The 25438-nt window shown below is 60.7% G+C and carries 23 protein-coding genes; 19 read left to right on the top strand and 4 right to left on the bottom strand.

Going from position 1 to position 25438, the window contains the following annotated elements; all coding sequences use genetic code 11:
* Window positions 1-137: 137 nt before the first annotated feature.
* From GGR20_RS08385 to GGR20_RS08320, 14 genes are all read left to right on the top strand, one after another.
* Window positions 138-518 carry an amidohydrolase family protein gene (locus GGR20_RS08385; protein ID WP_183310796.1) on the top strand — a complete coding sequence of 127 codons (381 nt, stop codon included), beginning with the start codon at window positions 138-140 and terminating at the stop codon, window positions 516-518.
* The gene (gene phnN, locus GGR20_RS08380) at window positions 515-1066 is read left to right on the top strand and encodes a phosphonate metabolism protein/1,5-bisphosphokinase (PRPP-forming) PhnN (protein ID WP_183310795.1); all 552 of its coding nucleotides are present in this window, start codon (window positions 515-517) and stop codon (window positions 1064-1066) included. The genes GGR20_RS08385 and phnN overlap by 4 nt, the downstream gene beginning before the upstream one ends.
* 11 nt (window positions 1067-1077) lie before the next feature.
* Window positions 1078-1692, top strand: a complete 615-nt coding sequence (locus GGR20_RS08375) for a DapH/DapD/GlmU-related protein (RefSeq protein WP_183310794.1) — start codon at window positions 1078-1080, stop codon at window positions 1690-1692.
* Window positions 1693-1991: 299 nt separating this feature from the next.
* Window positions 1992-3230 (top strand): ABC transporter substrate-binding protein, encoded by a 1239-nt coding sequence (locus GGR20_RS08370; protein ID WP_183310793.1) that lies wholly within the window; start codon window positions 1992-1994, stop codon window positions 3228-3230.
* Window positions 3231-3403: 173 nt separating this feature from the next.
* The gene (locus GGR20_RS08365; protein ID WP_183310792.1) at window positions 3404-4435 is read left to right on the top strand and encodes a carbohydrate ABC transporter permease; all 1032 of its coding nucleotides are present in this window, start codon (window positions 3404-3406) and stop codon (window positions 4433-4435) included.
* Between the two features lie 2 nt (window positions 4436-4437).
* Window positions 4438-5322, top strand: coding sequence for a carbohydrate ABC transporter permease (locus tag GGR20_RS08360; protein WP_183310791.1), 885 nt, complete (start codon window positions 4438-4440; stop codon window positions 5320-5322).
* 5 nt (window positions 5323-5327) lie between these two features.
* Window positions 5328-6380 carry an ABC transporter ATP-binding protein gene (locus GGR20_RS08355; protein ID WP_183310790.1) on the top strand — a complete coding sequence of 351 codons (1053 nt, stop codon included), beginning with the start codon at window positions 5328-5330 and terminating at the stop codon, window positions 6378-6380.
* Between the two features lie 3 nt (window positions 6381-6383).
* Window positions 6384-7901: an amidase gene (locus GGR20_RS08350; RefSeq protein ID WP_246349493.1), complete on the top strand. Its 1518-nt coding sequence runs from the start codon at window positions 6384-6386 to the stop codon at window positions 7899-7901.
* Window positions 7902-7991: 90 nt separating this feature from the next.
* Window positions 7992-9320: a histidinol dehydrogenase gene (gene hisD, locus GGR20_RS08345; protein WP_183310789.1), complete on the top strand. Its 1329-nt coding sequence runs from the start codon at window positions 7992-7994 to the stop codon at window positions 9318-9320.
* A gap of 1 nt (window position 9321) precedes the next feature.
* Window positions 9322-10086, top strand: coding sequence for an SDR family NAD(P)-dependent oxidoreductase (locus GGR20_RS08340; protein WP_183310788.1), 765 nt, complete (start codon window positions 9322-9324; stop codon window positions 10084-10086).
* A complete protein-coding gene (locus tag GGR20_RS08335) occupies window positions 10071-11141 on the top strand; it encodes a LacI family DNA-binding transcriptional regulator (protein WP_183310787.1) in 1071 nt (356 codons plus the stop codon). The genes GGR20_RS08340 and GGR20_RS08335 overlap by 16 nt, the downstream gene beginning before the upstream one ends.
* Window positions 11142-11237: 96 nt before the next feature.
* Window positions 11238-12269: a cupin domain-containing protein gene (locus GGR20_RS08330; RefSeq protein WP_183310786.1), complete on the top strand. Its 1032-nt coding sequence runs from the start codon at window positions 11238-11240 to the stop codon at window positions 12267-12269.
* Window positions 12270-12396: 127 nt separating this feature from the next.
* The gene (locus tag GGR20_RS08325; protein ID WP_183310785.1) at window positions 12397-13098 is read left to right on the top strand and encodes an RraA family protein; all 702 of its coding nucleotides are present in this window, start codon (window positions 12397-12399) and stop codon (window positions 13096-13098) included.
* Between the two features lie 95 nt (window positions 13099-13193).
* A complete protein-coding gene (locus tag GGR20_RS08320; protein ID WP_183310784.1) occupies window positions 13194-13481 on the top strand; it encodes a hypothetical protein in 288 nt (95 codons plus the stop codon).
* 56 nt (window positions 13482-13537) lie between these two features.
* Here the strand turns inward: GGR20_RS08320 and hisD (GGR20_RS08315) are convergent, their stop codons facing one another.
* Window positions 13538-14833 carry a histidinol dehydrogenase gene (gene hisD / locus GGR20_RS08315; protein WP_183310783.1) on the bottom strand — a complete coding sequence of 432 codons (1296 nt, stop codon included), beginning with the start codon at window positions 14831-14833 and terminating at the stop codon, window positions 13538-13540.
* Between the two features lie 208 nt (window positions 14834-15041).
* On the opposite strand from hisD (GGR20_RS08315), the gene GGR20_RS18650 reads away from it, so the two are divergent.
* Window positions 15042-16964 carry an alpha/beta fold hydrolase gene (locus tag GGR20_RS18650; RefSeq protein WP_246349492.1) on the top strand — a complete coding sequence of 641 codons (1923 nt, stop codon included), beginning with the start codon at window positions 15042-15044 and terminating at the stop codon, window positions 16962-16964.
* 62 nt (window positions 16965-17026) lie between these two features.
* Here GGR20_RS18650 and choV read toward each other — a convergent pair whose 3' ends face one another.
* The 3 genes from choV to choX form a co-directional block, all read right to left on the bottom strand.
* A complete protein-coding gene (gene choV / locus GGR20_RS08300; RefSeq protein WP_183310782.1) occupies window positions 17027-18085 on the bottom strand; it encodes a choline ABC transporter ATP-binding protein in 1059 nt (352 codons plus the stop codon).
* The gene (choW, locus tag GGR20_RS08295) at window positions 18082-18921 is read right to left on the bottom strand and encodes a choline ABC transporter permease subunit (RefSeq protein ID WP_183310781.1); all 840 of its coding nucleotides are present in this window, start codon (window positions 18919-18921) and stop codon (window positions 18082-18084) included. Before choW ends, choV begins: the two co-directional genes overlap by 4 nt.
* Before the next feature lie 124 nt (window positions 18922-19045).
* Window positions 19046-19975, bottom strand: a complete 930-nt coding sequence (gene choX / locus GGR20_RS08290; protein WP_183310780.1) for a choline ABC transporter substrate-binding protein — start codon at window positions 19973-19975, stop codon at window positions 19046-19048.
* Window positions 19976-20076: 101 nt separating this feature from the next.
* On the opposite strand from choX, the gene betI reads away from it, so the two are divergent.
* The 4 genes from betI to betA are packed head-to-tail and all read left to right on the top strand — an operon-like array spanning window position 20077 to window position 25353.
* Entirely contained in the window at window positions 20077-20670 is a 594-nt protein-coding gene (betI, locus tag GGR20_RS08285) for a transcriptional regulator BetI (protein WP_183310864.1), read from the top strand.
* Window positions 20663-22180, top strand: coding sequence for a choline-sulfatase (gene betC / locus GGR20_RS08280; protein ID WP_211199036.1), 1518 nt, complete (start codon window positions 20663-20665; stop codon window positions 22178-22180). The genes betI and betC overlap by 8 nt, the downstream gene beginning before the upstream one ends.
* On the top strand, window positions 22177-23649 hold the full coding sequence (betB, locus tag GGR20_RS08275; protein WP_210283120.1) for a betaine-aldehyde dehydrogenase: 1473 nt from the start codon (window positions 22177-22179) through the stop codon (window positions 23647-23649). Before betC ends, betB begins: the two co-directional genes overlap by 4 nt.
* Before the next feature lie 42 nt (window positions 23650-23691).
* Window positions 23692-25353: a choline dehydrogenase gene (gene betA, locus GGR20_RS08270; protein WP_210283119.1), complete on the top strand. Its 1662-nt coding sequence runs from the start codon at window positions 23692-23694 to the stop codon at window positions 25351-25353.
* Window positions 25354-25438: the final 85 nt, after the last annotated feature.

Genomic DNA, 25438 nt, shown 5'->3' with positions numbered 1-25438 from the left:
TCTAGCGAGCGAAAGTGACATTGAAATGACGATAGCGCTTTCCTGCGACAGTGCGACGTCGACACATTCGAATGTCATTGTCGGTTGTCGTTTGTCTGTCACAGAGCCTGAGTAGGGGAAGAGCCAAGGAGACGACCATGCCTGCCATCAGACTTGACCAGACCATTCTGACCAATGCCCGTATCGTGCGGGCTGATCAGGTGATGGAGGGGGGCGTCGAGATGGCCGGTGCGTCATCACCGCGGCGGGCGCTGGCCACAGCAGGACTGCTCGATATTGTCTCGTCCGACTATATTCCGTTCGCTATGCTGCAATCGGCATGCTGTCTGGTCGATACAGTGGAGGGTAAAAGTGTGCCTGATGCGAAAGGACTTGTGACGCGGCGCCCGGCCGAGGCGGTGGGTCCTGCTGATCGCGGCGAAATTGCGCTGGGCAAGCGGGTGGACCTGATGCAGCATCGGCTCGACGGCGTGCCGATCGTGCGTACGATGTGGCGTCAGGGCAGGCGGGTGTCATGAGCGGGGTCTTCGTTGCGGTTGTCGGCGCAAGCGGCGTCGGCAAGGATAGCCTGATCAATTTCGCCCGCGATTATCTGGCCGATCAGGTGGCCGTTGTGCGCCGCGTGGTGACACGTGCTGCCGATGATGGCAGCGAAGATCACGACAGCATGACGCCCGATGCGTTTGCGGCCGCCGAGCGGCGGGGCGAATTTGCGTTGAGCTGGGAGGCGCATGGCCTGCGATACGGGCTGCCGATAACGCTTGATGACGACCTGACCGCGGGCCGCGTGGTCATCGCCAATCTCTCGCGAGCGGCCTTGCCGCGCGTGCTGGCGCGCTACCCGACGGCTCTGGTTGTTGAAGTGACGGCCGCACCGGACATCATCGCCCGACGTCTGGCGGGGCGCGGGCGTGAGGACAGCGAAGAAATCCGCCGCCGCATGGAGCGAGGCGCCGGTTTCACGCTGCCGCCCAGTACGGTGCAGATCGACAATTCCGGCGTGTTGGACGAGGCGGGGGAGCGCTTCGTTTCGCTGTTACGTGATTTGCTCCGGCAGCCGGCCTGAGGACACAGGATATGAAAAGGCTGAGCGAAGTGCCCCTTGTTCATGAGACGGCGAGGGTGAACCAGTCGACCTTGGGGAGATACACCGAAATTGGCGCGCATTGCCATGTCGCCTATTCCAGCATGGGGGACTATTCCTATTGCGTCGGGGGTACCCAAATCGCCTACTCCACGATTGGCAAATTTTCCAATATCGCGGCGCATGTGCGTATCTATGCCTCCATGCATCCCATGGAACGCGCCTCGCTACACCATTTCACCTATCGATCGGCCCAGTATTTCGAAGGTGAGAGCGACGATGCCGCGTTCTTTGAGTGGCGTTCGGGCAATGACATCCATATCGGGCACGATACCTGGATCGGCCATGGTGCGGTGATCATGCCGGGCGTTAAAATTGGAAATGGTGCCATTGTCGGGGCCAATGCCGTGGTCACCAAGGATGTCGCCGATTTTGCCATCGCGGTCGGGGTGCCGGCGCGGACCATTCGGCAGCGCTTCAGTGATGATGTCGCCAGCCGGCTCGACGCGCTGGCCTGGTGGGATTGGGATCACGAACGGCTGCGCCAGGCATTGCCGGATTTTCGCAATCTAGGCATCGAGGCGTTCCTCGAAAAACATGAAGGTTGAACAGCCTATCGATCCGTCTGAGTCCTGGCGACCCAGGGGCTGGCCACCGCTCTGATCCCCCTGTTCCGCCGCATCATGGACATCATGCGGCCAAGGCGAAGTCACCCGCAGGAAGAAATCGCGCGCCACGGAAACCGTTGCGTCGGTCGAAATGATGTGCTTAGTTGTGTTTTGCATACGAATGCAAAACATTAGCTGCATACGTATGCGGAGGGTTGGAACGTCACATTGAGCGTGGTGCCGCCAGCGGTGCTGCCCAGAGGGTGGGTGCGGAAGCGCCCAAAGTCAGGAGAACTAATATGAAGCCCATTGTTATGCTCGCCGTCTCGGCGGCTGCCTTGGCCCTGGGAGCGGGCAGTGCCTTCGCCGATTGCGGTGTTGAGGCCGGATCTGTGCGCATTCTGAGCAATGATTTCGAAGCGCTGCGGACCATCAATGCGACGGCGCAGGAATGCGCGTCCGATGCAGTGACCGTGACGGCTAATGCGACTGCCGAGCACAAGGAAATTCAGGTGCCGGCGCTGACGATCAATCCCGCCGAATACTCGGTGGCCGTGGTCGCCAACAATTCCATCGTGCCGCTGCTCAATGAAGGCCTGATCCGCCCCCTTGACGATCTGGTGGCCGAATATGGCCAGAACCTGCAACCCAGCCAGTTGGTCAAGATCGACGGCAAGATCATGGCAATCGCCTTTATGGGCAATGGTCAGCACATGTTCTATCGCAAGGATATTCTGGAGGAAGCCGGCGTAGAACCGCCGACCAGCTATGACGAAGTGCTGGCTGCCGCCGCGGCCATCAAGGAAGCGGGTCTGATGGAATATCCGCTTGCAGCCTCGGTCAAGCCCGGCTGGGACCTGGCTGCCGAATTCGTCAATTCCTATCTTGGGACGGGTGGTGAATTCTTTGCGCCAGGCAGTGCGGAACTGACCATCGACAATGAGAATGGTCTGGAAGTGCTGCGCGTCATGCGCGAGATGACGGCGTTCATGGACCCGGACTATCTCACCTATGACGCTACCGAAATCCAGAAAGAATACGAAGCGGGCAACGTCGCCATCATGAATGAATGGGGATCGCTGGGCGGCGCCATTCTCGATGACGAAGGTGCTGTCGACGGGGTTGTCGAGAACACGGTGCTGGCCGCCGCTCCGACAATCGGCGGCGGATCAATCCCGGCGGCGGCTCTGTGGTGGGATGGCTTCACTATCGCCAAGAACATTTCCGATGAAGATGCCGAAGCGTCCTTCCGCGCCATGGTGCATGGCATCAGCCCGGACATGATGGAGGCCAACAAGGATATCGCGACCTGGTTGATCGCTGGCTATGAGCCCGGCCCGGCGGCGGTCGGCGTGATCGCCAATGCCAATGCTGGTGCCCGCGCTTATCCGATGCAACCCTATATGGGTCTGCTGCACACCGCGCTCTCGACCGAACTGGCCGAGTTCGTGGCGGGTTCGGAAGATGCCGATCAGGCCCTTGCCGACGTCAAGGCTGCCTATGAGACCGCCGCCCGTGAGGCCGGTTTCCTCCAGTAAGTCCTCCCCTGGATAAGCTGTGCCTCCCCCCCCCCGTGAGCGGGGGGAGGCAACTGGGTCGATAGCGTCCGAGCGGCGGTGAGATCCGCAGAACCGAAAATTCGGCTTTGCGCCTCGTGCGGGGTCGATCCATTCTCTTTGCCGACAGGCGGGGCGCTCTGAGGAGGCAGGCAATGCCGAACAAGACATTCTTTGCTTTCATCCTGCCATCGTTGATCGCCATGGTGCTATTTATCGCGTTGCCCATCGTGTCGGTGGTGGTGCAATCGCTCTATGTGAGCCATGAGCAGATTCTGGTCGAAGTCGAGAACTGCCAGCCCTTTGGTGGCTGTTCAACCGAGTTGCGGGTGGACTCGGCGGCAACCGCGGCATTGCGAGACGAGCAGCCGTTGGGGCGCTTCAATGGCCTGGGCACCTATGTCAATCGCGCCCACCTGGCGACGACCGAACTGGGTGTCATCCTCTCCAGCGAACGCAGCTTCGGCGAAAAATGGGGGCAGATCCTCAATCTGCCTTTCTACAAGGCGCTGATCTTTACCCTGGTCTATTGCTTCTTCGTCACGCCGCTCGCCATGGCCCTGGGCTTCACCATTGCGCTGGCAGTCAATGCCCTGCCCAAGGTCACCAAGGGCCCAATTATCTTCTTTTCGCTGCTGCCCATGATCATCACGCCGCTGATCGGCTCGCTGATCCTTTACTGGATGCTCAGTCCCAATGGCATTCTGGGCGCCACCATCCAACACATCTTCAATGATCCGACCCTGTCGCTGCGGGCTTCTCCCGCGCTGACCTGGGGAGCGTTGCTGACCTATGGGGTCTGGACCAACGCGCCGTTTTCATTCGTGGTTTTCTACGCAGGCCTGCAGACCGTGCCCGGCGATACGCTGGAATCGGCGATGATCGACGGCGCCTCGCGCTGGGAGCGCATTCGCTATGTCATCATTCCGCATCTAGCCCCGCTCGCGACCTTCGTGGCGCTGGTGCAGTTGATGGATAATTTCCGCGTCTTCGAGCCGATTGTCGGTTTTTCGGCAGAGGCCAATGCGACCTCGTTGAGCTGGCTGATCTACAACGACCTTACGGGCGATTCTCAGCAATTCGGGTCCGCTGGCGCAACGTCCGTACTGACCATTCTGGGCGTCGTCATCCTGCTCTCGCCGGTGCTGGTGCGCACCTGGCGTGAGTTCAAACACAAGGCGGTGTGATCATGTCCGAAGCTATGGCCCACAAGCGCCCGGTTCTGCTCAATACCTTCATCTACGGCTTCATCATCCTCTGGTTGATCCTGGCGGCCGTGCCGTTCTTGTGGACGGTTTGGGGCTCGTTCAAGGTGGAGGCTGACTTCTTCTCTCGCGAGAGCTGGTGGAATGCCATTTTCGGCACCGCGACAATCCGGGAGACCGGTGCGGCCTTTACGGGGGACGGCTATTATGGGGCCTGGATCACCCGGGATTTCTGGAAGGCGGCGTTCAACACGATCATTGTCACGATCTGTGTGACCACGATTTCGCTCACCCTTGGCACGCTGGGCGGTTATGCGCTGGCCCGCTCGGGCAGGAACTACGCGTTCTGGATCCTGATCGCTGCTCTGGTTTTCCGGGCCATGCCTCATATCACCCTAGTCTCGGGCTATCTGCTTCCCTTCTTCCAGCTCAATATCTGGGGCGTGCTGCCCACCTCGATTATCGTGCTTGTGGCTATCAACCAGCCCTTCACGCTCTGGATGCTGCACTCCTTTTTCCTTTCGATCCCAAAAGACCTGGACGAAAGTGCAATGGTGGATGGATGCACCCGCTTCCAGGCCTTCCGTCTCGTTATCATGCCGGTTATGTGGCCGGGCGTGGTGACGACCGGGCTGTTCAGCTTCCTGCTCGGCTATAATGACTTTGCGGTCACCGCAATGCTGCTGAGCGCCGATAACCAGACCATGGTGCCCAAAATCTCCAGCTTCCTGGGATCGATCCAGGAAACCGGCAATGTGATGTTCGCAGTTGCTGCCGTTGTGTCGGCCACCGTGCCGCTGTTTATTCTCGTCCTCTTCTTCCAACGCCAGATCGTCTCGGGCCTCACGGCCGGCGCCGTCAAGGGATAAAAATCATGGCCCAGATCCGTCTCAAGAACGTTTCCAAGCGCTGGGGCAAGTTCGTCGGCGTCGACAACTTCAATCTCGATATCGCTGACCAGGAGTTTCTGGTTTTGCTGGGGCCTTCGGGCTGTGGCAAGACCACGACCATGCGGATGATCGCGGGACTTGAGGAGATCACTGAGGGTGAAGTCTGGATTGGGGACCAAATGGTCAACAAGCTCGAGCCCAAGGATCGCGATATCTCGATGGTGTTCCAGAGCTATGGGCTCTATCCGAACATGACGGTCTACGAGAATATCCGCTTCCCCCTGAAGGTGCGCAAAGTGCCCAAGGAGCAACACCATGAACGCGTCATGGCCGCGTCCAAAATGGTGGAACTGGACGACTTCCTCGAGCGTCGCCCGGCGGCGCTGTCCGGCGGGCAGCGGCAGCGCGTGGCGCTCGCCCGTGCCATCGTGCGCGAGCCCAACGCCTTCCTGATGGATGAGCCGCTCTCCAACCTCGATGCCAAGCTACGTGTCTCGACGCGCGCCCAGATCAAGAACCTGCACCACACGCTCAAGCGCACCACGGTTTACGTGACCCACGACCAGATCGAGGCCATGACGCTGGCTGACCGTGTAGTGGTGATGAACAAGGGCGTAGTGCAGCAGGTCGGTACGCCGATGGAAATTTACGACCAGCCTGCCAATACGTTCGTGGCAAGCTTTATCGGTTCGCCGGCAATGAACCTGGTCAATGGTATGATCGCGGACGGCGTTTTCACCAGCGACGGTATCCGCATCGAGGGCCTCCCGCATCGCGCCAGCGGGGCGGTCACGCTGGGCTTCCGGGCGGAGGATGCCAACCTGGCCGAGGCCAATGGCCAGATCGAGGCGCCAATCTATACGGTTGAACTGCTCGGGGAGGCCACCATGCTCTCGATGCGGGTGGCCGGAGAGCTGGTTTCGATCAAGGTCGGCAAGGACTATCGCGCCGAAATCGGCGAGTTGGCGCGGATCGCAATTCCGGCGTCGGCCTGCCACATCTTCGACCAGTCAACCGGCGCACGGATCGAGGCCTGAACCATGACGCGGGACAGCGCTCCCAAGGGCCGGGTCCAGGCCGCATTGGAGCGTCACGGACTCACTGTTTCTGATGCGGAAGCCGCAGGCCTGTCGCAACTCGCGGCCTGGATGCATGATGGGCTGTCCGGGCTCGCGCCGGATTCGCCCGCGCCAGTCGGCAGCGACTGCCTGGATCTGCCAATCGCCGAGCTTGGCGCGCGGTTGCGTGACGGGCGGCTGACTTCGGTGGAACTGACCCGGGCGACACTGGACAGGATCGCGGTTCGCGATCAGGCCTATATGAGCTTTTATGCTGTGCTGGAAGAGACCGCATTGGCCGATGCCGCCCGCGCCGACCAAGACCTAGCCGCGGGGTTAGATCGGGGGCCACTGCATGGCATTCCCGCGGGCATTAAAGACCTCATCAACGTAGCCGGGGTGCCGACTACCGCAAATGCTCCGGGTCGTGCAAAGGCCGTTGCTGCGCAGGATGCCGAGGTGGTTCGGCGCTTGCGCGCTGGTGGCGCCATCATCATCGGCAAGCTGGCGACTTATGAGTGGGCTACGGTTGGTCCGGACAAATCGGGACTGTTCCCGCCTGCGAGAAACCCCTGGCGGTTGGATCACATTACCGGCGGCTCTTCCTCGGGCTGCGCCGCAGCGGTGGCGGGTGGTCTGGTCCGAACCTCGATAGGGACGGACACGGGTGGTTCGGTGCGCGGGCCATCGTTCTATTGTGGAACGGTGGGGCTGAAGCCTACCTTTGGCCTGGTCCCGACCTCGGGAGTACTCGATCTGGCGCCGAGCCTGGATCATGTCGGGCCGATCAGCGCCACCGTGGCTGACGCCGCGGTGACCCTGGATGTGCTGAGCGGACACAGTGGCGAGCGCCGTGCAGCGAGCCGGCTGGAAGAGCCCGTATCCGGCCTGCGCATTGGCTATGCGCGCAACTGGTTTGCTCACGACAGCCAGACAATGCCCGCAGTGACGACGGCGCTGGATGCAGCCGTCTCGGTGCTGTCTGTTCAAGGGGCGGTGGTTAGCGAGGTCGAAATGCCAGACGCTGCGGCAATCGAAGTGGCAGTGGCGGCAATCCTGCACGCAGAGAGTTTCAGACTGCACGCCCGGGCCCTGCGGGATCATCCCGAAAGCTATGGTCGCCGCGCATTCCTGAGCCTTGCCGCTGGGCTGTCGCTGTCCGATGCCGAGGTAGAAAAGGCGCGGGCCGTTGGGGCGTCGTTCCGGCGCGCTATCGACGAATTGCTGAATCAGTGTGATGTGCTGATTACAGCCGGTGCCCTGACCACGGCTCTGCCTGCCGCGCCCTTCGAGAAGGAAGCCGTTTGGACGCCGATGCGTACCATTGGCTTTAATGTCTCGGGCCATCCCGTATTGGCCGTGCCGGTCGGTTTCCATAAAGGTCTGCCGATTGGCATGCAGATCATCGGGCGTCACCATGATGAGGCCAGGATCGTACAGTTCGGCCAAGCCTTCGAACGGGCCAGCGATTTCAGCGTGCAGCGGCCACCGCCTCCGTGAATAGGGCGAAGGTCGTGCTTCCGCGCGCCACAAACTAAACGTATTGAATACGTATTCAAATTGCGAAACTGCTTAGAGAGGGGAGCACCCATGCCAGTCTGGCTGAAGCGCGGAAAAGATGTCGAGGAACGGGCCGAGGCGGATCGGCAGGTTCGAGCGACGGTCGAAACCATCCTGGGCGATATCGAAAAGCGCGGCGATGAAGCTGTCCGCGAGCTCTCGCTCAAGTTCGACAAGTGGGATCGGGCCGATTTTCGGCTGAGTCAAAAAGAGATTGAGGCGTGCAAGGCGCAACTCACCGATCAGGATCTGCGCGATATCGAGTTCGCCCAGACGCAGGTCCGCAACTTTGCGCAAAAGCAGAAAGACACCATGCTCGACCTGGCTGTCGAGACATTGCCGGGTGTAACCCTGGGCCACAAGCATGTGCCGATCAATGCGGTGGGTTGCTATGTGCCCGGTGGCAAATATCCGCTGCTGGCCTCGGCGCATATGTCGGTGCTGACGGCCAAGGTTGCCGGCTGTCCGCGCGTCATTACCTGTGCTCCGCCGTTTCATGGCGAGCCGGCTCCGGCAATTGTCGCGGCGCAGGCGATGGCAGGTGCTGATGAAATCTATGTGCTGGGCGGCATCCAGGCGATCGGCGCCATGGCCATCGGAACCGAGAGCATCGATCCAGTCGATATGCTGGTGGGACCCGGCAATGCCTTTGTCGCCGAGGCCAAGCGCCAGCTTTATGGCCGGGTGGGTATCGACCTTTTTGCTGGTCCGACTGAAACGCTGGTCATCGCCGACGAAACCGTCGACGGCGAAATCTGTGCCACGGACCTGTTGGGTCAGGCCGAGCACGGTCCGACCAGCCCGGCGATCCTGCTGACCAATTCGGAAAAGCTTGCCCGTGACACCATGGCGGAGATCGAGCGGCTGCTGGAAATCCTGCCCACGGCCGACATGGCGCGCAAATCCTGGACCGATTATGGCGAGGTGATCGTGTGCGAAAGCCATGAGGAGATGCTGGCTGAAGCAGATCGGATTGCTTCAGAGCATGTGCAGGTGATGACCGATCGCGACATGTGGTTCCGGGACAACATGACCAATTATGGCGCGCTGTTCTTGGGGCCAAGGACCAATGTGGCTTATGGTGACAAGGTGATCGGCACCAACCACACGCTGCCGACGATGAAGGCGGCCCGCTATACGGGTGGTCTGTGGGTCGGCAAGTTCCTCAAGACCTGCACCTGGCAGACTGTCAGCACGGACGACGCTTCGGCCATGATTGGGGAATATGGGTCACGCCTGTCCATGCTGGAAGGCTTTGTCGGCCATGCCGAACAGGCCAATATTCGCGTGCGCCGCTATGGCGGACGCAATGTGCCGTATGGTACCGCTGCAAGCCCGAACAGCAAGACCGGCCAATAGCATGCCTTTGCCCACGACCCCCAGCTTTCGTCTCGATGGCAAGCGTGCCCTGGTCACCGGGGGCACACGCGGCATTGGGCTGGGCGCCTCGGTGGCGCTGGCCGAGGCGGGGGCGCATATCACCGTGGTGGCGCGCACTGCTGCCGACGTCTCGCAAGTTGTCAACGAGATGGCGGCTGCGGGGCATTCGGTTGAGGGCGCGGTACTCGACATAACCGATTTCGATGCTGTCGAGGTTTTTGTCGCCGATAGTGCTCCGTTCGACGTGCTGGTCAATTCTGCCGGAACGGCGCGCCATAGCGATCTGGCCGGCGTGACACCGGCAGACTACCAGGCCGTCATGCAGGTGAACCTGGCCGCAACGCTGTTTGTGACCCAGGCGGTGGCCGGAAAATTGCAGGCTGCGGGGCAGGCCGGCTCGATCATCAATGTGTCCTCGCAGATGGGACATGTCGGCGGACCCAATCGAGCGGTCTATGCGGCAAGTAAACATGCTGTTGAAGGTCTGACAAAAGCCTTGGCCATTGAGCTCGGGGGCAGCAATATTCGGATCAATACGGTCTGCCCGACCTTTATCGAAACCGAGTTGACGGCGAAAAACCTGAGCGATCCCGATTTCCGCTCCTGGGTTCTGTCTAAGATCAAGCTGGGACGACTCGGGCGGGTGGAGGATATCATGGGGCCAATCGTGTTTCTGGCCTCTGACGCGGCGTCGCTAGTCACCGGCACGGCGCTCTTGGTGGATGGCGGATGGACAGCGGAGTAAAAAAGCCGGGGGTCACTTCCTCGCAGGTAGCACGGCGCGCAGGCGTCTCGCAGTCTGCTGTCTCCCGTACTTTCACGCCCGGCGCCTCGATCTCTCCTAAAACCCGCGAAAAGGTCATGGCTGCAGCCCAGGAACTGGGCTACCGGCCCAATGCCATTGCCCGTTCCCTGATTACCAATCGTTCGCGCATCATTGCGGTGGTGATGGCGTATCTGGAGAACCTGTTCTATCCCGACGTGCTCGAAGAGCTGGGGCGTCTGCTGGTCAAGGAAAACTACCGATTGCTGCTGTTCACCGGCCATATGGATCGGGACAGCGACCCGGTGTTCGACCAGCTTATGCAATACCGCGTCGACGGGATCATCCTGGCCTCCACAACGTTGTCCTCCCATCTGTCCGAAGAATGCGCCACCGCGGGCATTCCGGTCGTGCTGTTCAACCGTACGACCGAGCGCGATGCGGTTTCCAGCGTGACGACCCGCAACCGCGAAGGTGGGCGACGTGTAGCGGAATTCCTGCTCGCTGGTGGCCATAAGCGCTTCGGCTATATTTCGGGGGTTGAGAGCTCTTCCACCAATCGGGACCGCTTTGTCGGTTACCGGGAGGCGCTGGTCGAGGCCGGGCACGACGACATTGTGGTCGGCGTGGGCAATTATGATCGGGCGGAAGCCGAGGCGGCCGCCAGAGAAATGCTTTCCCGGCCAGACCGTCCCGATGCCCTGTTTGTGGCCAACGACCACATGGCTGTCGCAGTGATGGATGTCGCCCGCTACGAGTTTGGCTTGTCGATACCCGAGGATCTCTCGATCGTGGGCTATGACGATGTAGGGGCCGCCCGCTGGACAGCCTATGGTATCACCTCGATGAGCCAGCCGTTGAAGCGTATGGTCGAAGCCACCGTCAATATTCTGATGAGCCAGATTTCCAGTGGCGAGATCGAGGCAGAGCACCGCATCTTGAGCGGCGAACTGATGGTGCGCACTTCCGCGCGCGTGCCCAAGAGCGGCGTTGTCGAAATCGACGGCCGCCGTATCTACAAACCCGGCAAAAGCTGACGAATCGCCTGTGTGGACATGGCTTTGCCACACCCAAAAACACATATTGCATACGAATGCAAAAATGCTATCCTGCGACCGAAAGGGGATCACACCATGACCCAGAAGACCTGGACCCAAGCCGTGATGGAAAAGCGCCTGGTGCGCTATGCCGACCTCAAGGGGTTGCGCAATGCCTTTATCGATGCCCGCACGCCGGGATCGGATCGAAAGGAAAATTTCACCATCATCGGACCGGGCGTTTCGGAAAACCCGGCGCAGGTGGTGCATATCCCCGAAGCGCATGGCTTTAATGTCGGCGCAGCGCGCCAACCCTTTGGCTGTACCAATTCCCAGCACAGCCATCTGACGGCCGAGACGTTTGTGGTCCATACCGGCAAGTGGCGTTTTGTCTTTGGTCCGGACAAGGACGAGGGCTATATCGATGTCGAGCCGGGTGATGTTGCCACGGTGCCAACCCATATGTTCCGCGGTTTCGAGAAGCTCGATGAAGGCACCGGGTTCCTGTTCGTCGTGCTGGGCCATGACGATCCGGGCAAGGTGGTCTGGGCGCCGAGTGTCTTCAAGATGGCCGAAGACTATGGGCTGAAGCTCTTGAAGGGTGGCAAGCTGGTCGACACCACGCTGGGTGAGACCGTGCCGGAAGGCGCCGAACTGGAGCAGCCGCCAAGTGCCGAAGTGCTCAAGGAACTCGCCACGCCGCCGCTGGAAGAGCTTGCCAAATATGCCATCAAAGCGGGCGATATCAAAGGCGACCCGAACTCGCCGCTGGCTGGCGAAGGTGTCGAAGAAGCCGGTGTTATCGGCGATGTCGATGGGCAGGACGGCATCAAGGCCGGGCCGATTGTCGGCCATTGGAAGCACGACTTCACTTTGCGCCGCCTGAAGCTGGAAACGGGCGCGACCATTGCCGCCCATGCCCGGGCTGAGCAGGAAGTGATCTTCGTGCAGTCGGGCACGCTGGAATTTACCTGGGACAGCGGATCGCTGGTCATGGGCGCGGGAGACACGCTGACGGTGCCAATCGGTCTGATGCATGGTTTTCGCAATCCGGCCTCGGCTGATGCGATTGCCTTCGTAATCCGCGGTGCGGCGGCCCCGGCGGCACCAGTATTTGCCGCTGCGTAGGCGGCTGAATAAGCACAAGCGCTCACCGCTCGCTTCGCCCTTCGGGGCGGGGGGCTTTCCTTGATGCCTGTGCGGGGAAGGTCCCGCACTGCGCGCCACACGCCGACTTCTCCCAGAGGAGACCTCAATGTCCACAATCTCCCCGGAAACCCTTGCCACCCTTCGCAAGGCCGATACGCCGACAGTGTGCAATGCTCTTGAGCATGTCATGGGCGGGCGCACGGCGGAGGGCTTTACCAAGCACCCCGTAGTTTGCGCCGATCCGGCTCTGCCGCCGGTGGTGGGTTTTGCCCGCACGGCGAAGATCCGCGCCTCCTCGCCGGCCCAAAAGCCGGCCGCGGAAGTGCGGGCGCTGCGCATGCAGTATTACGAATATGTCTCGGCAGGCGAAGGCCCCAATGTGGTGGTCATCGAGGATACCGACTGGCCCCATGTTATCGGCGGTTTCTGGGGCGAAATGCAGGTGGCTCAGCATAAGGGGCTGGGCGTTGCCGGTACGCTGACCAATGGGGTGCTGCGCGATCTGGGCATGCTGGATGAGGGCTATCAGGTGATAGCCGGGACCGTGGGGCCAAGCCACGCTTTCGTGCATGTCACCGAGCTGGATTGTCCGGTTACGGTGTTCGGAATGAGTGTGCGGCCCAATGACCTGATCCATGCGGACCGGCATGGCGCGGTGGTTATTCCGGCTGAACATATCGAGCGCATGGTCTGGGCTATTGATGTCGTGCTGCGCAAGGAAGTGCCGGTGCTGAGCGCGGCCAGGGCGCCCGGTTTCACCATCGAGAAACTGCGGGCCGCTTGGGCCGAGGCGGACAAGATCAGCTAACGGATATCATCATCACATCCCCATGATGACTGGTGCTTCTTCTGGAACGTGCCCCCAACGCCTGCGTTGAGTCCTTGAGCAAAAGGAGGACAATCATGGCAAACGCTTCGCACAAGATGGGCAACCACACCGGCGCGCAGCATGGCGCCAAAGGTGCCGGTAAGGCCGAGCCAGGCGAGTATCTGGACGAGCACGATCTGGCCAGCGACATCATGGGCAAGAATAAGCTCCATGGCGACAACCAGAACGATCACGTCAACCAGCGGCAGGCGCAGGCCGAGGCCAAAAGCGATACCGACGACCTGCTTGAAAGCTTTGAGAAACTGGACAAAGACGTCCGCGCCAAGCGGGATCTGGGGAAAGGCAATCGCCAGTCCCGGTAAGGCAAACAGCGCTTAGATACTGAAAAGGGCCCGCTTGGGGCCCTTTTCTTGTTTGATCAGGCTTTCGTCTGCATGCGGTCGAGCCGCAATTGGGCGGCGCGGCGGTGACCTTCAAGGCCCTCGCTGGCCGACTGGCGCGCGGCGGGTGGGGCAACCTGCTTTACGCCCTGTTCGTCAAGCCACTGATGGGTGGCAATCTTGACATAGGCGCCGACCCAAAGGCCGCCGGTATAGCGGCCCGCGCCCATGGTAGGGAGCGTGTGGTTGGTGCCCGAGCATTTGTCGGAATAAACGACGCTGGCCAGTTCGCCGATGAACAGCGAGCCGTAATTGCGCAGTTTCTTGGCAAAATCCCTGGCGTCGGCGGTATGTACCTGCAGGTGCTCGGCCGCGATCAGGTCGGAATAGGCGATCATGGCAGCCTCGTCATCGCAGACGGTGATCTCGCCATAGTTGATCCACGCTTCGCGTGCGGTGTTGGCCGTCGAGAGGGTCTCAAGCTGCGCCTCGACCTCCTTCTGCACGGCAGCGGCGAGGGCCTTGTCGGTGGTAATCAGGCCGACGCGGGTCCGGATGTCGTGCTCGGCCTGGGCGAGCAGATCGGTGGCGATCATCTCAGCGTCGCCTGTCGCGTCTGCGACCACGAAGATCTCTGAGGGGCCGGCGAGCTGGTCAATACCGACAGGACCGAACACCTGTCGCTTGGCTTCGTTGACGAAGGCATTGCCGGGACCGACGATCTTGTTGACGGCCGGAACGCTCTCAGTGCCATGGGCCATAGCGGCAATGGCCTGGGCGCCGCCGATCTTGAAGATGCGATCAGCACCGGACAGGTGACAACCGGCAATCATGGCCTTGTGGGCATTGGGTGGCAGGCAGGCCACGATCTCGTCGACGCCGGCGACCTTAGCTGGGACGATTGTCATGATCGGTGCGGACAGAAGGGGGTAGCGCCCACCGGGAACATAGCAACCGACGCGCTCGATGGGGATGACGCGGTGACCCATATGGACGCCCGGCAAGGTCTCGACCTCAAGCGGCAGGATGGTCGCAAGCTGCGCTTCGGCAAATTTGCGGACATTGTCGATGGCGAACTCTGTGTCCTTGCGGGTCTGCGGATCGAGTTCGGCCAGCGCCTGGGTTCGCTCCTCGTCCGTGACTTCGAACACATCAAGCTCGGCCCTGTCGAACTTGAGCGAATAGTCCCGGACGGCAGCATCTCCATGGGCGCGGACATTGGCGATGATTTCGCTGACCAGAGTTTCAACGGGCGCATTGTCGCTCGCAGAGGAACGCTCGGGCGCCTTGACATAGGTGACGCCGGGGAAGGGCGAGGAAGCGGGGGCGGTCATTGCAAACTCCAAAGGCCATGATTTTTGTCGCCAGGCTGGCGGTGCTCTGCTTGGCAGCGCCTGCTGGACAGCTCTGAAATTCGATCTTGCATACGTATTCAAAATTTGCCAGAGTTTTTTCCGAAGCCGACCTCGATCTTTCGTCGGGGCCGAATTGTGAAGCCGGTGAGATGAAAACGCATTTGCAAGCGATCATTGAGTTTGCCGCATGAACGCGCCTGCAAGCCGAGTTGAGAACCGGTCGTTGAGCCAGGCATTGCCGCTGTTGCTGCTGCCGGGCACGGTCTGCGATGCGCGTTTGTTCGAGCCGTTAATGGCGGAACTCGATCATCCGGACATGCGGGTCATGGACATGACCGGCGCGGATACGACGTCGGAACTGGCAAGGAAGCTGCTGGCAAAGGCACCTAGCCGGTTCGCATTGCTGGGGTTTTCGCTTGGCGGGATCGTGGCGCTCGAGATGATGGCGCAGGCGCCTGAACGGGTCGAAAGGCTAGCGTTAATCGACACGACGCCGCGTCCGGACCCTGAAGCCAACGCCAAAGTGCGTCGCAATTCGGTAGAGAAAGCCCGGAAAACCGGGATGGACAGCTATATACTGGACGCTTGGGAAAAGCTGGTGTCTCCGGCCAATGTCGGGGACGAAAAGCTCAAGGAAGTCATTGCCGATATGGCCCGGCAAGCGGGGGCCGATGTGTTGGCGGCGCAATCGGAAGTGGCGATCTTCCGTGCCGATAGCCGCGACAGGCTGAAGGCGATCAAGGTGCCGACACTGGTCCTGGCGGGTGAAGATGAACAGATCTGCCCGCTTTCGGCCCATGAGGAGATCGCCGGCGGGATTGCTGACGCCCGTTTCTTCACCATCCCACACGCCGGGCACTTTGCCCCGCTTGAAAATCCTGCCGACGTGGCGCGTCATATGCGTGACTGGTTGGCTGAGACAAATGCACACCATGCCGCGCAGGCAGCAGACCAAGGAGTTGAGATGAGCGCGAATGACAGCACCGGCAAGGGCAAGGCGATGCCCGCTACCGGCAAGGAAGAGGTGCTGCAGGTCGAGCGCCATGACTATGTCGACCTAGCACCGACCGACCGGCCGCGCAGCCAGTCGATGGAGGGGTTCGACGACATCTATACCGATATCGTCGACTACATCATTCGCTGCACCCACAAGATCTGGGATGAGCGCGATATCGGGCTGATCTACACGCACTATACCCATAACTGCGTGCTCTATGGCAGCTCCGGCACGATCTATAATCGCGAAGACATCGTGCGCGATACCATCCAGCGGCTGGTGAGCTTTCCCGAGCGGCGCGGCATGGGCACCCAGGTGATCTGGAATGGCAATGACAAGGAAGGCTTCTTCACCAGTCACCTGGTGACCGGTTCAGGCCGTCATACCCAATACGGCCATTTCGGCGCGCCGACCGGAAAGCCGTTTGTCAGCCGTACCATTGCGGACTGCATGATCTTCCAGAACAAGATCTACCGGGAATGGGTGGTGGCCGACAACATGGCCATCATCCAGCAGTTGGGCCTCGATCCGCATGCATTCGCCATGCGCACGGCCAAAGCCAAGTTCGACGCGGGGCTGCTCTCGCTCGATATCGGCGAGAACCGCCGCTTTGTCGGTCAAACACCGCCGGCGGAGAAGGCCGATACATCACTGGCCCACAATGATGTGGAAGCCCAGACCATCGAAATGCTGCACGAGATTTTCGTCAAGCGCATGTTCGGCCGCATCACGCAGGACTATGCGCCGAACGCGCAGTATCACGGGCCGCTGATGAAAGAGCTCTATGGTCATGCGGCGATCATCCATCAGCATCTTGGGCTGATTGGCTCGCTGCCCGACGCTTCCTATGAAGTCCAGCACGTGGCGTCGAATCCGTGCGATGAGGGTGGCACCAAGGTTGCCGTGCGCTGGATCATGGAGGGCCACCATCTCGGCTATGGGATTCTCGGGACGCTGGGCGATCCGACCGGCAAGCGGGTGCAGGTGATGGGCATGAGCCACTATCACTGGAAGAATGGCAAGATCGTCGATGAATGGACGGTCTATGATGAGATGAGCCTGCTCACCCAGGTCAAGCTGGGGCAGTTGGCCGATGGCGCCGAATTAGAATAATACGAAAAACGGGAGCGGCCAGACCGCTCCCGTTCTTTCCTTGGGGCTGCCGACCCGACCAACTATTCGGGATCGCGTGTGGCCCGGGAGCGCAGGGCGTCCACCACCTGCTGATTGGAGATCGAACCGATCTCCTTGCCGTCCTCATCGGTGACACCAATGGAATCTGCGCCGTCCGACAGGGCGTCGATCACGTCGGCAACGGGAGCGTCGGAAACGACCTGAACGTCGCTGTCCGGGTTGGCCGAAGATGCATCAGCGCTGGCCAGCATGACGTCGGAGGCCTGCAGAACCCGCAGCGGGTTCATATGAGTGACGAAATCCTCGACATAGGCATTGGCCGGGTTGGCGGTAATTTCCTGGGGTGTGCCGGCCTGGGTGATGCGTCCGCCATCCATAATGGCGATGCGATTGCCCAGCTTGAAAGCCTCGTCGAGATCGTGGCTGACGAAGATGATGGTCCGCTTGAGCTTGGCCTGAAGTTCGAGCAACTCATCCTGCAGGCGGGTGCGGATCAGGGGGTCGAGCGCCGAGAAGGGTTCGTCCATGAGCAGGATCGGCGCCTCGGTGGCGAAGGCACGTGCCAAGCCGACACGCTGCTGCATGCCGCCTGACAGTTCGCTGACCTTGCTGTCGGCCCAGTCTGACAAGCCGACCAGTTCGAGTTGTTCCTTGACCTTGGCCTCGCGCTTGGCGCGGCTCATGCCGCCCAGTTCGAGACCGAGGGCGACATTGTCGGTGACATTGCGCCAGGGCAAGAGGCCGAATTGCTGAAAGACCATGGCGACGCATTCGCGGCGCAGGCGCAGCAGGTCCTCCTTGCTGCAGTTCTCTGGGTCGCAGGTCCAGCCATCGACATTGACGCGGACATTGCCGCGCACGACCGGGTTGAGCCCATTGACGGCGCGCAGCAAGGTGGATTTGCCGGAGCCGGACAGCCCCATCAGGACGAGAATTTCGCCCTCTTTGACGGACAGAGAGCAATCATGCACGCCCAGTACCTGACCGGTTTCCTGCTGGATCTCGGTGCGATCCTGACCGGCATCCATCAAGGGGAGGGCGGTTTCGGGCTTGTCACCGAAAACGATGCTCACATTGTCGAAGACGACAGCGTCACTCATTTCTGTTCACTCCCGATGCGCAACATGCGGTCAAGGATGATGGCCACCACGACGATGACGAAGCCGCTTTCAAAGCCCAGGGCCGTGTTGACCGAGTTGAGCGCGCGTACCACGGGAACGCCAAGGCCGTCTGCACCCACGAGAGCGGCCACCACGACCATGGACAGGGAAAGCATAATGGTCTGATTGAGACCCGCCATGATCTGGGGCAGGGCGAAAGGCAGTTCGACCTTGAGCAGCTTTTGTGTGCCGGTGCCGCCAAAGGCATCGACCGCTTCTAGCAGCGGCGTGGGCGTGCTGGAAATACCCAGATAAGTCAGCCGGATCGGGGCGGGCAGTACAAAGATGACCGTGGCGATCAGGCCCGGCACCATGCCGATGCCGAAGAAGACAATGGCCGGGATAAGATAGACGAAGGTGGGCAGGGTCTGCATCAAGTCCAAGACCGGCTGCAGGTAGCGATAGAGCTTGGGACGGTGGGCGACAAAGATGCCGATGGGGACGCCGATGGACATGCAGACCAGACAAGCGCTCATCACCAGGGTGAGACTTTCGGTGGTGGCTTCCCAATATTCCTGGTTGAGAATGAAGAGGAAACCGACCAGCACCAGCAGGCAAGTCTTCCAGTTACGCTGCAGGATCCAGGTCAGGCCCACAAACAGGCCGATGATGATGAGTGGGTGTGGGGTCTGCAGCAGCCACAGCAGGCCCTCGATCAGAGCCTCGGCGCCGTCGGCCATGGCGTCAAATACGCCGGAAAAATTGTCGCGTAGCCAGTCGAAAAAATTACTGGCCCATTTGCCGATCGGAATTTTGTTGTCAGTCAGCCAGTCCACAGCCGAACTCCCTCAAAGCGGCCAGCCCAGGCAGATAGCCGGCTAGCCGGGAGAGCGACCCCAGCATCGTGTGCCGGGGTCCCTCTGGTTCAGAGATATGTCGCGTGTCGAAGACGCGGCGGTCTTAGAGGCCGAGTTCGGCCTTGACCGCAGCAGCGCCGTCGCCACCGTCCAGCGTGGTTACGCCCTCGACCCAGGCCAGCACGGCGTCGGGGTTGGCTTGCATCCAGGCCAGCGAGGCGTCGCCGGCGTCTTCGCCGTCATTGAGGATGGCGCCCATGATTTCATTTTCCATGGGCAAGGAGAACTTCATGTTCTCGAGCAGCTTGCCCACATTGGGGCATTCCTCGGCGAAACCCTTGCGGGTGACGGTCTGAACGATGCCTTCGCCGCCGAAGAAGTCTTCACCACCGGGCAGGTACTTGATGGGGAAAGCCGAGTTCATCGGATGCGGGGCCCAGCCGAGGAACACGACATCCTCGCCATCATCAACCAGGCGGTTGACCTGGGCCAGCATGCCCTGTTCCGAGCTCTCGACAACATCAAAACCTTCCAGGCCGTGGGTGTTGTTTTCGATCAGTTCGACGAGATAGGCATTGCCCTCATTTCCCGGCTCGATGCCGTAGATCTTGCCGTCCAGTTCTTCACGGAAATCGGCGATCTTGCTGTAGGAGGTCAGGCCCTTGTCAAAAGTGTATTCGGGCACGGCCAGGGTGTAATTGGTGCCTTCGAGATTGGTGGTGATCACCTCGATCTCGCCGCTTTCCAGATAGGGCGTAATGGCACCGGTCTGGGCGGGCATCCAGTTGCCCAGGAAGATATCGACGTCGTCGCTTTCGAGCGATGCGAAGGTGACCGGCACGGAAAGGACCTTGACGTCCACATCGTAGCCGAGGGCCTCGAGCACCTGCCGCGCGGTGGCGGTGGTGGTGGTGATGTCAGTCCAGCCGACATCGGAGAAAGAGACCGATTCGCACTGACCGGCGGCGAAGGCGGAAGTCGACATCAGCGACACGGCCAAAGCGCCCGTCAGCGTGAGGATAGGTTTGATCATGGATTTGCTCCAGAGTGCGGGTTGGAATTTTGTTGATTGACTGTTCAATCAAAACCTACATGATGGGCAATGTAAAGCCCAGAAGCGGGAAAACTGCCCAGATGCCGAAAATCGGAATGCAACCTTTGCGTCGACAAGCGATGATCCGCGCGACAATTTCCGAGATCGCTGCGGCTGGGTCGCTCGACGTTACTGTCAGTCAGATTGCAAAACGGGCTGGAATGTCTCCGGCCCTGGCCATGCATTACTTCGGAACCAAGGATAAGATCTTTTTTGCGACGATGCGGCATGTTCTCGAGCTGTATAGGCAGGCCGTCAAAAACCGGTTGGATGGAGTGTCTGACCCGTATGAGCGCATTGTCGGGATCATCGATGCGAGCTTCGAGGCGAGCCAGCTCGAGCGCGAAGTGGTGGCGGCCTGGCTGGCCTTTTACGTCCGAGCGCTGCAGTCGGGTGAAGCCCGACGGCTGCTCAATGTCTATGCCGGACGGTTGCAATCCAACCTCCGGTTCAACTTGCGCCAATTGTTCGACGAGGCGACGGCCCGGAAGATCGCGCAGGGATTGGCGTCGCTGATCGACGGCTTCTACATCCGCCATGCCTTGCAGGATCTGGTCCCCGACCAGGATGAGACCAGAGCCCTGGTTCAGGACTATCTCGAACTGTGGCTCGAAAGGAAAAATCGACTTGGCTGACAAGCCCAATATTCTCGTACTTATGGCCGACCAACTCAATGGGACGCTATTTCCCGACGGGCCGGTCGACTGGTTGCACGCGCCCAATTTGAAGGCGCTGGCCGCCCGCTCAGTGCGCTTTTCCAATGCCTATACAGGGTCCCCGCTCTGTGCGCCGGGGCGGGCAAGCTACATGTCCGGCCAGTTGCCGCATCGCACGCGGGTCTATGACAATGCGGCTGAGTTTGCGTCGGATATCCCGACCTATGCGCATCATCTGCGTCGTGCGGGCTATTCCACCGCGCTATCGGGCAAGATGCATTTTGTCGGTCCGGACCAGATGCATGGGTTCGAAGAGCGGCTGACCACCGATATCTATCCGGCCGATTTCGGCTGGACCCCGGATTATCGCAAGCCGGGCGAGCGGGTGGACTGGTGGTATCACAATCTCGCCTCAGTCACCGGCGCGGGGATCGGCGAGATTTCCAATCAGCTCGAATATGACGACGAGGTGGCCTATCACGCCACGCGCAAGGTTTATGATCTGGGGCGGCGGCAGGACGAGCGTCCCTGGATGCTGACGGTGAGCTTCAGCCATCCGCACGATCCGTACGTTGCGCGACAGAAATATTGGGACCTCTATGAGGATTGCGTGCATCTTGATCCAGAGGTGCCGGCCTTCGATCTGGCTGATCAGGACCCGCATTCGCGCCGCCTGCTCGAGGCGAGCGATGCAGGGTCGTTCGACATCACCCAGGACAATATCCGACGTTCTCGCCGGGCCTATTTCGCCAATATCTCCTATGTCGACGAAAAGATCGGGGAGGTGATGGGAGCGCTTGAGGCCACGGGGCAGGTTGACAACACGATCATCGTGTTTGTTTCCGACCATGGCGACATGCTGGGCGCGCGTGGCCTGTGGTTCAAGATGAGCTTTCTCGAGGGCTCGGCGCGGGTTCCGCTGATGATTGCCGCGCCCGACTTGCCTGCCGGACGGATCGAAACGCCGGTCAGCACCATGGACGTCAATCCGACGCTGGCCGATCTGGCGGGAATTGACCTGGGTGAAATCCTCCCCTGGACCGATGGGGAGACGCTGGTGCCGCTGGCCCGGGGCGAAGCCCGGTCCACGCCGGTGCTGATGGAATATGCCGCGGAAGGATCCGAGGCGCCGCTGGTGGCCATCCGCCAGGGGCAATGGAAGTATATCCATTGCGAACTCGACCCGCCGCAACTGTTCGACCTCCATGCCGACCCACATGAGCTGCGGAACCTGGCGCAAGACGCCGATTATGCGGCCGAGGCGGGTCGGTTTGCGGCCATGGTGCGTGAGAAATGGGACCTTTCTGGATTCGACGCGGCGGTGCGTGAAAGCCAGGCCCGTCGGCTCATTGTCTATGAGGCGTTGCGCAATGGCGCGTATTTTCCCTGGGATTTCCAGCCGCTGCAGCGGGCCTCCGAGCGCTTCATGCGCAATCACATGGACCTCAATGTCCTTGAACACAATCAACGCTATCCGCGAGGCGAATGAGCATGCGTAACGCCCAGCCCCAGGCGAGCCATTTCATCGATGGCCAATATGTCGAAGACGCGTCCGGCGCCGAGATCAATTGCCTCTATGCTGCGACCGGCGAGACCATTGCCGTGCTGCATTCGGCCACGCCGGCTATCATCGACAAGGCATTGAGCGCGGCAATGCGCGCACAAAAGGAATGGGCGGCGCTGCGGCCTGTTGAGCGCGGACGGGTGTTGCGCAAGGCGGCGGATATTATCCGCGCCCGCAATCAGGAATTGTCCGAGCTTGAGACGCTGGACACCGGCAAGCCGATCCAGGAAACACTGGTGGCCGATGCGCTTTCGGGCGCCGAGGCGCTGGAGTATTTTGGTGGCATCGCCGCGGGCATCACTGGCGAGACCGTGCCGCTGGGTGAGGATTTCGTTTATACCATGCGCGAGCCGCTAGGCGTGTGCGTGGGGATCGGCGCATGGAATTATCCCACCCAGATTGCCTGCTGGAAGGCGGCGCCGGCCCTGGCCTGTGGCAATGGAATGGTATTCAAGCCCAGCGAGATGACCCCGCTCGGTGCGCTGAAGTTGGCGGAAATCCTGATCGAGGCGGGTGCACCCGCCGGGTTGTTCAACGTGGTGCAGGGCTATGGTGATGTCGGGGCAAATCTGATTGCTGACCAGCGAGCGGACAAGGTGTCGTTGACCGGTTCGGTGCCGACGGGTCGCAAAGTTTATGCTGCCGCAGCCGAGGGAATACGGCATGTGACCATGGAGCTGGGTGGCAAGTCACCGCTGATCATCTTTGAAGACGCGGACATCGAAAATGCGGTGAGCGCGGCGATCAATGCCAATTTCTATTCAACCGGGCAGATCTGTTCCAATGGCACGCGGGTGTTTGTGCATCGCGATATCCGGGAAAAGTTCGTTGCGCGGCTGGTTGCGCGCAGCCGACAGGCGGTGATTGGCGATCCGCTGGATCCCGAAACGCAGATCGGGCCGATGGTGACGGCAGCACAGCGCGAAAAGGTGCTCTCCTATATCGAGACCGGCAAGGCCGAGGGTGCGCAATTGGTGCTGGGCGGCGGTGTGCCGGAGGGCGAGCACTATGCGCAGGGCAACTATATCGAGCCGACCGTTTTCGATGGCGTGACCGACGAGATGACTATTGCCCGTGAGGAAATTTTTGGGCCGGTGCTGTCGGTGCTGGAATTCGGGAACGAGGCGGAGGTTATCGCGCGGGCCAATGCGACCGAGTTCGGCCTCGCGGCCGGCGTGTTCACCAAGGACATCAAACGTGCCCATCGGGTCGTGGCTCAACTGGAAGCGGGCACCTGCTGGATCAATACCTACAACCTCACACCGGTCGAGGCGCCTTTCGGCGGCGTCAAGTTGTCGGGTGTGGGCCGCGAAAACTCGCGCGCTGCCATCGAGCATTATTCGCAGCTCAAGTCAGTCTATGTCGCCATGGGCGACGTCGAGGCGCCTTTCTAAGTTGGAAGGCTGCGGCATGCGTGCCGTGGCAGGGATAGTTCAATGCAAGCAGATTTCGTCATCATCGGCTCGGGTTCGGCCGGCGCCACCATGGCCGCGCGTCTGAGTGAAAGCGGGCGGCACTCGGTGATCGTGCTGGAATTTGGAGGTAGCGACATCGGACCGCTGATTCAGATGCCGGCGGCGCTGAGCTATCCGATGAACATGGCAATGTATGATTGGGGCTACAAAAGCGAGCCCGAGCCGCATCTGGGCGGTCGGCAGTTGGTAGTGCCACGCGGCAAGGTGGTCGGCGGCTCGTCCTCGATCAACGGCATGGTCTATGTGCGCGGGCATGCACGCGACTTCGACACTTGGGCGCAGAGCGGCGCGAAGGGCTGGAGCTACGCCGATGTGTTGCCCTACTTCAAGCGGATGGAGAATTGGCACGATGGCGGTCATGGCGGGGACCCGGCCTGGCGTGGAACCGATGGGCCGCTGCATGTCACGCGCGGCAAGCGCGATAATCCGCTGTTCAAGGCTTTTGTGGAGGCTGGTGCACAGGCGGGGTTTGAACGCACAGACGATTATAATGGCGAAAAGCAGGAGGGCTTCGGCCCGATGGAGCAGACGGTCTGGAACGGCCGGCGCTGGTCCACTGCCAATGCCTATCTCAAGCCGGCGTTGAAGCGATCCAATCTTGAACTGGTCAAGTGCTTTGCGCGTCGCGTGGTGATCGAGAACGGACGGGCTGTCGGGGTCGAGATCGAACGGGGCGGCAGGAAAGAGATCGTGCGGGCCAATCGCGAGGTGATCGTTTCGGCCTCATCGATCAACTCGCCCAAATTGCTCATGCTCTCGGGCATTGGTCCTGCCGCGCATCTGGCAGAGCACGGCATCGACGTGATGGCTGACCGGCCGGGTGTCGGGCAGAACCTGCAGGATCATCTCGAGCTCTATATCCAGCAGGCCTCGACCCAGCCGATTACGCTCTACAAGCACTGGAATCTGTGGGGCAAGGCGTTGGCGGGCGCCCAGTGGCTGTTCTTTAAATCCGGGCTGGGCGCCTCGAACCAGTTCGAAAGCGCTGGGTTCATCCGCTCACGCGCGGGGGTCGAATATCCCGATATCCAGTTCCATTTCCTGCCCATTGCGGTGCGCTATGACGGACAGGCTGCGGCCGAGGGGCATGGTTTTCAGGCGCATGTGGGACCGATGCGCTCGGCCTCGCGCGGCGCGGTGACCCTCAAGTCGGGTGACCCCAAGCAATCGCCGTCGATCCTGTTCAATTATATGTCCGATCCCCAGGACTGGGCGGATTTCCGCCATTGCATCCGGGTGACCCGGGAGATTTTTGCGCAGCCAGCGTTTGATGCTTTTCGCGGTGCGGAGATTCTGCCCGGAGCGGCGGCGCAGAGTGATGATGAGCTGGACGCCCATATCCGGGAACATGCCGAAAGCGCCTATCATCCCTGTGGCACCTGCCGGATGGGCGCGGCGGATGACCGGCAGGCGGTGGTCGATGTACAATGCCGGGTGATTGGCGTTGACGGCTTGCGGGTCGCGGACAGCTCGATCTTCCCCACCATTCCCAATGGCAATCTGAATGCGCCATCGATCATGGTGGGCGAAAAGGCGTCGGACCACATTCTGGGGCAGGGCATGCTGCCTCCGGAGCAGGTGCAACCCTGGATCAATCCGCGCTGGCAGGAATCGGATCGCTAACTCCGCTTGGGGCCGGGGACCGTCAGCCTGAACTTCGGTTTCTTCAGATGTCGGCCATCGTCGAGATCAGCAGTCCTGTCGTCCG

The sequence above is a fragment of the Devosia subaequoris genome, assembly GCF_014197055.1.
Lineage (GTDB): Bacteria > Pseudomonadota > Alphaproteobacteria > Rhizobiales > Devosiaceae > Devosia > Devosia subaequoris.
This window is presented reverse-complemented; position numbering and strand designations above follow the sequence as displayed.

Bases quoted from the DNA above. Each gene is read 5' to 3' on its own strand.
- choX (WP_183310780.1), bottom strand. From the start codon at position 19,975: ATGATCAAACCTATCCTCACGCTGACGGGCGCTTTGGCCGTGTCGCTG.
- betI (WP_183310864.1), top strand. From the start codon at position 20,077: ATGCCGAAAATCGGAATGCAACCTTTGCGTCGACAAGCGATGATCCGC.
- choV (WP_183310782.1), bottom strand. From the start codon at position 18,085: ATGAGTGACGCTGTCGTCTTCGACAATGTGAGCATCGTTTTCGGTGAC.
- GGR20_RS08350 (WP_246349493.1), top strand. From the start codon at position 6,384: ATGACGCGGGACAGCGCTCCCAAGGGCCGGGTCCAGGCCGCATTGGAG.
- phnN (WP_183310795.1), top strand. From the start codon at position 515: ATGAGCGGGGTCTTCGTTGCGGTTGTCGGCGCAAGCGGCGTCGGCAAG.
- GGR20_RS08340 (WP_183310788.1), top strand. From the start codon at position 9,322: ATGCCTTTGCCCACGACCCCCAGCTTTCGTCTCGATGGCAAGCGTGCC.
- GGR20_RS08325 (WP_183310785.1), top strand. From the start codon at position 12,397: ATGTCCACAATCTCCCCGGAAACCCTTGCCACCCTTCGCAAGGCCGAT.
- GGR20_RS08360 (WP_183310791.1), top strand. From the start codon at position 4,438: ATGTCCGAAGCTATGGCCCACAAGCGCCCGGTTCTGCTCAATACCTTC.
- betA (WP_210283119.1), top strand. From the start codon at position 23,692: ATGCAAGCAGATTTCGTCATCATCGGCTCGGGTTCGGCCGGCGCCACC.
- GGR20_RS08385 (WP_183310796.1), top strand. From the start codon at position 138: ATGCCTGCCATCAGACTTGACCAGACCATTCTGACCAATGCCCGTATC.
- GGR20_RS08335 (WP_183310787.1), top strand. From the start codon at position 10,071: ATGGACAGCGGAGTAAAAAAGCCGGGGGTCACTTCCTCGCAGGTAGCA.
- GGR20_RS08370 (WP_183310793.1), top strand. From the start codon at position 1,992: ATGAAGCCCATTGTTATGCTCGCCGTCTCGGCGGCTGCCTTGGCCCTG.
- hisD (WP_183310783.1), bottom strand. From the start codon at position 14,833: ATGACCGCCCCCGCTTCCTCGCCCTTCCCCGGCGTCACCTATGTCAAG.
- GGR20_RS18650 (WP_246349492.1), top strand. From the start codon at position 15,042: ATGAACGCGCCTGCAAGCCGAGTTGAGAACCGGTCGTTGAGCCAGGCA.
- GGR20_RS08330 (WP_183310786.1), top strand. From the start codon at position 11,238: ATGACCCAGAAGACCTGGACCCAAGCCGTGATGGAAAAGCGCCTGGTG.
- GGR20_RS08355 (WP_183310790.1), top strand. From the start codon at position 5,328: ATGGCCCAGATCCGTCTCAAGAACGTTTCCAAGCGCTGGGGCAAGTTC.
- GGR20_RS08365 (WP_183310792.1), top strand. From the start codon at position 3,404: ATGCCGAACAAGACATTCTTTGCTTTCATCCTGCCATCGTTGATCGCC.
- betB (WP_210283120.1), top strand. From the start codon at position 22,177: ATGAGCATGCGTAACGCCCAGCCCCAGGCGAGCCATTTCATCGATGGC.
- GGR20_RS08320 (WP_183310784.1), top strand. From the start codon at position 13,194: ATGGCAAACGCTTCGCACAAGATGGGCAACCACACCGGCGCGCAGCAT.
- GGR20_RS08375 (WP_183310794.1), top strand. From the start codon at position 1,078: ATGAAAAGGCTGAGCGAAGTGCCCCTTGTTCATGAGACGGCGAGGGTG.
- hisD (WP_183310789.1), top strand. From the start codon at position 7,992: ATGCCAGTCTGGCTGAAGCGCGGAAAAGATGTCGAGGAACGGGCCGAG.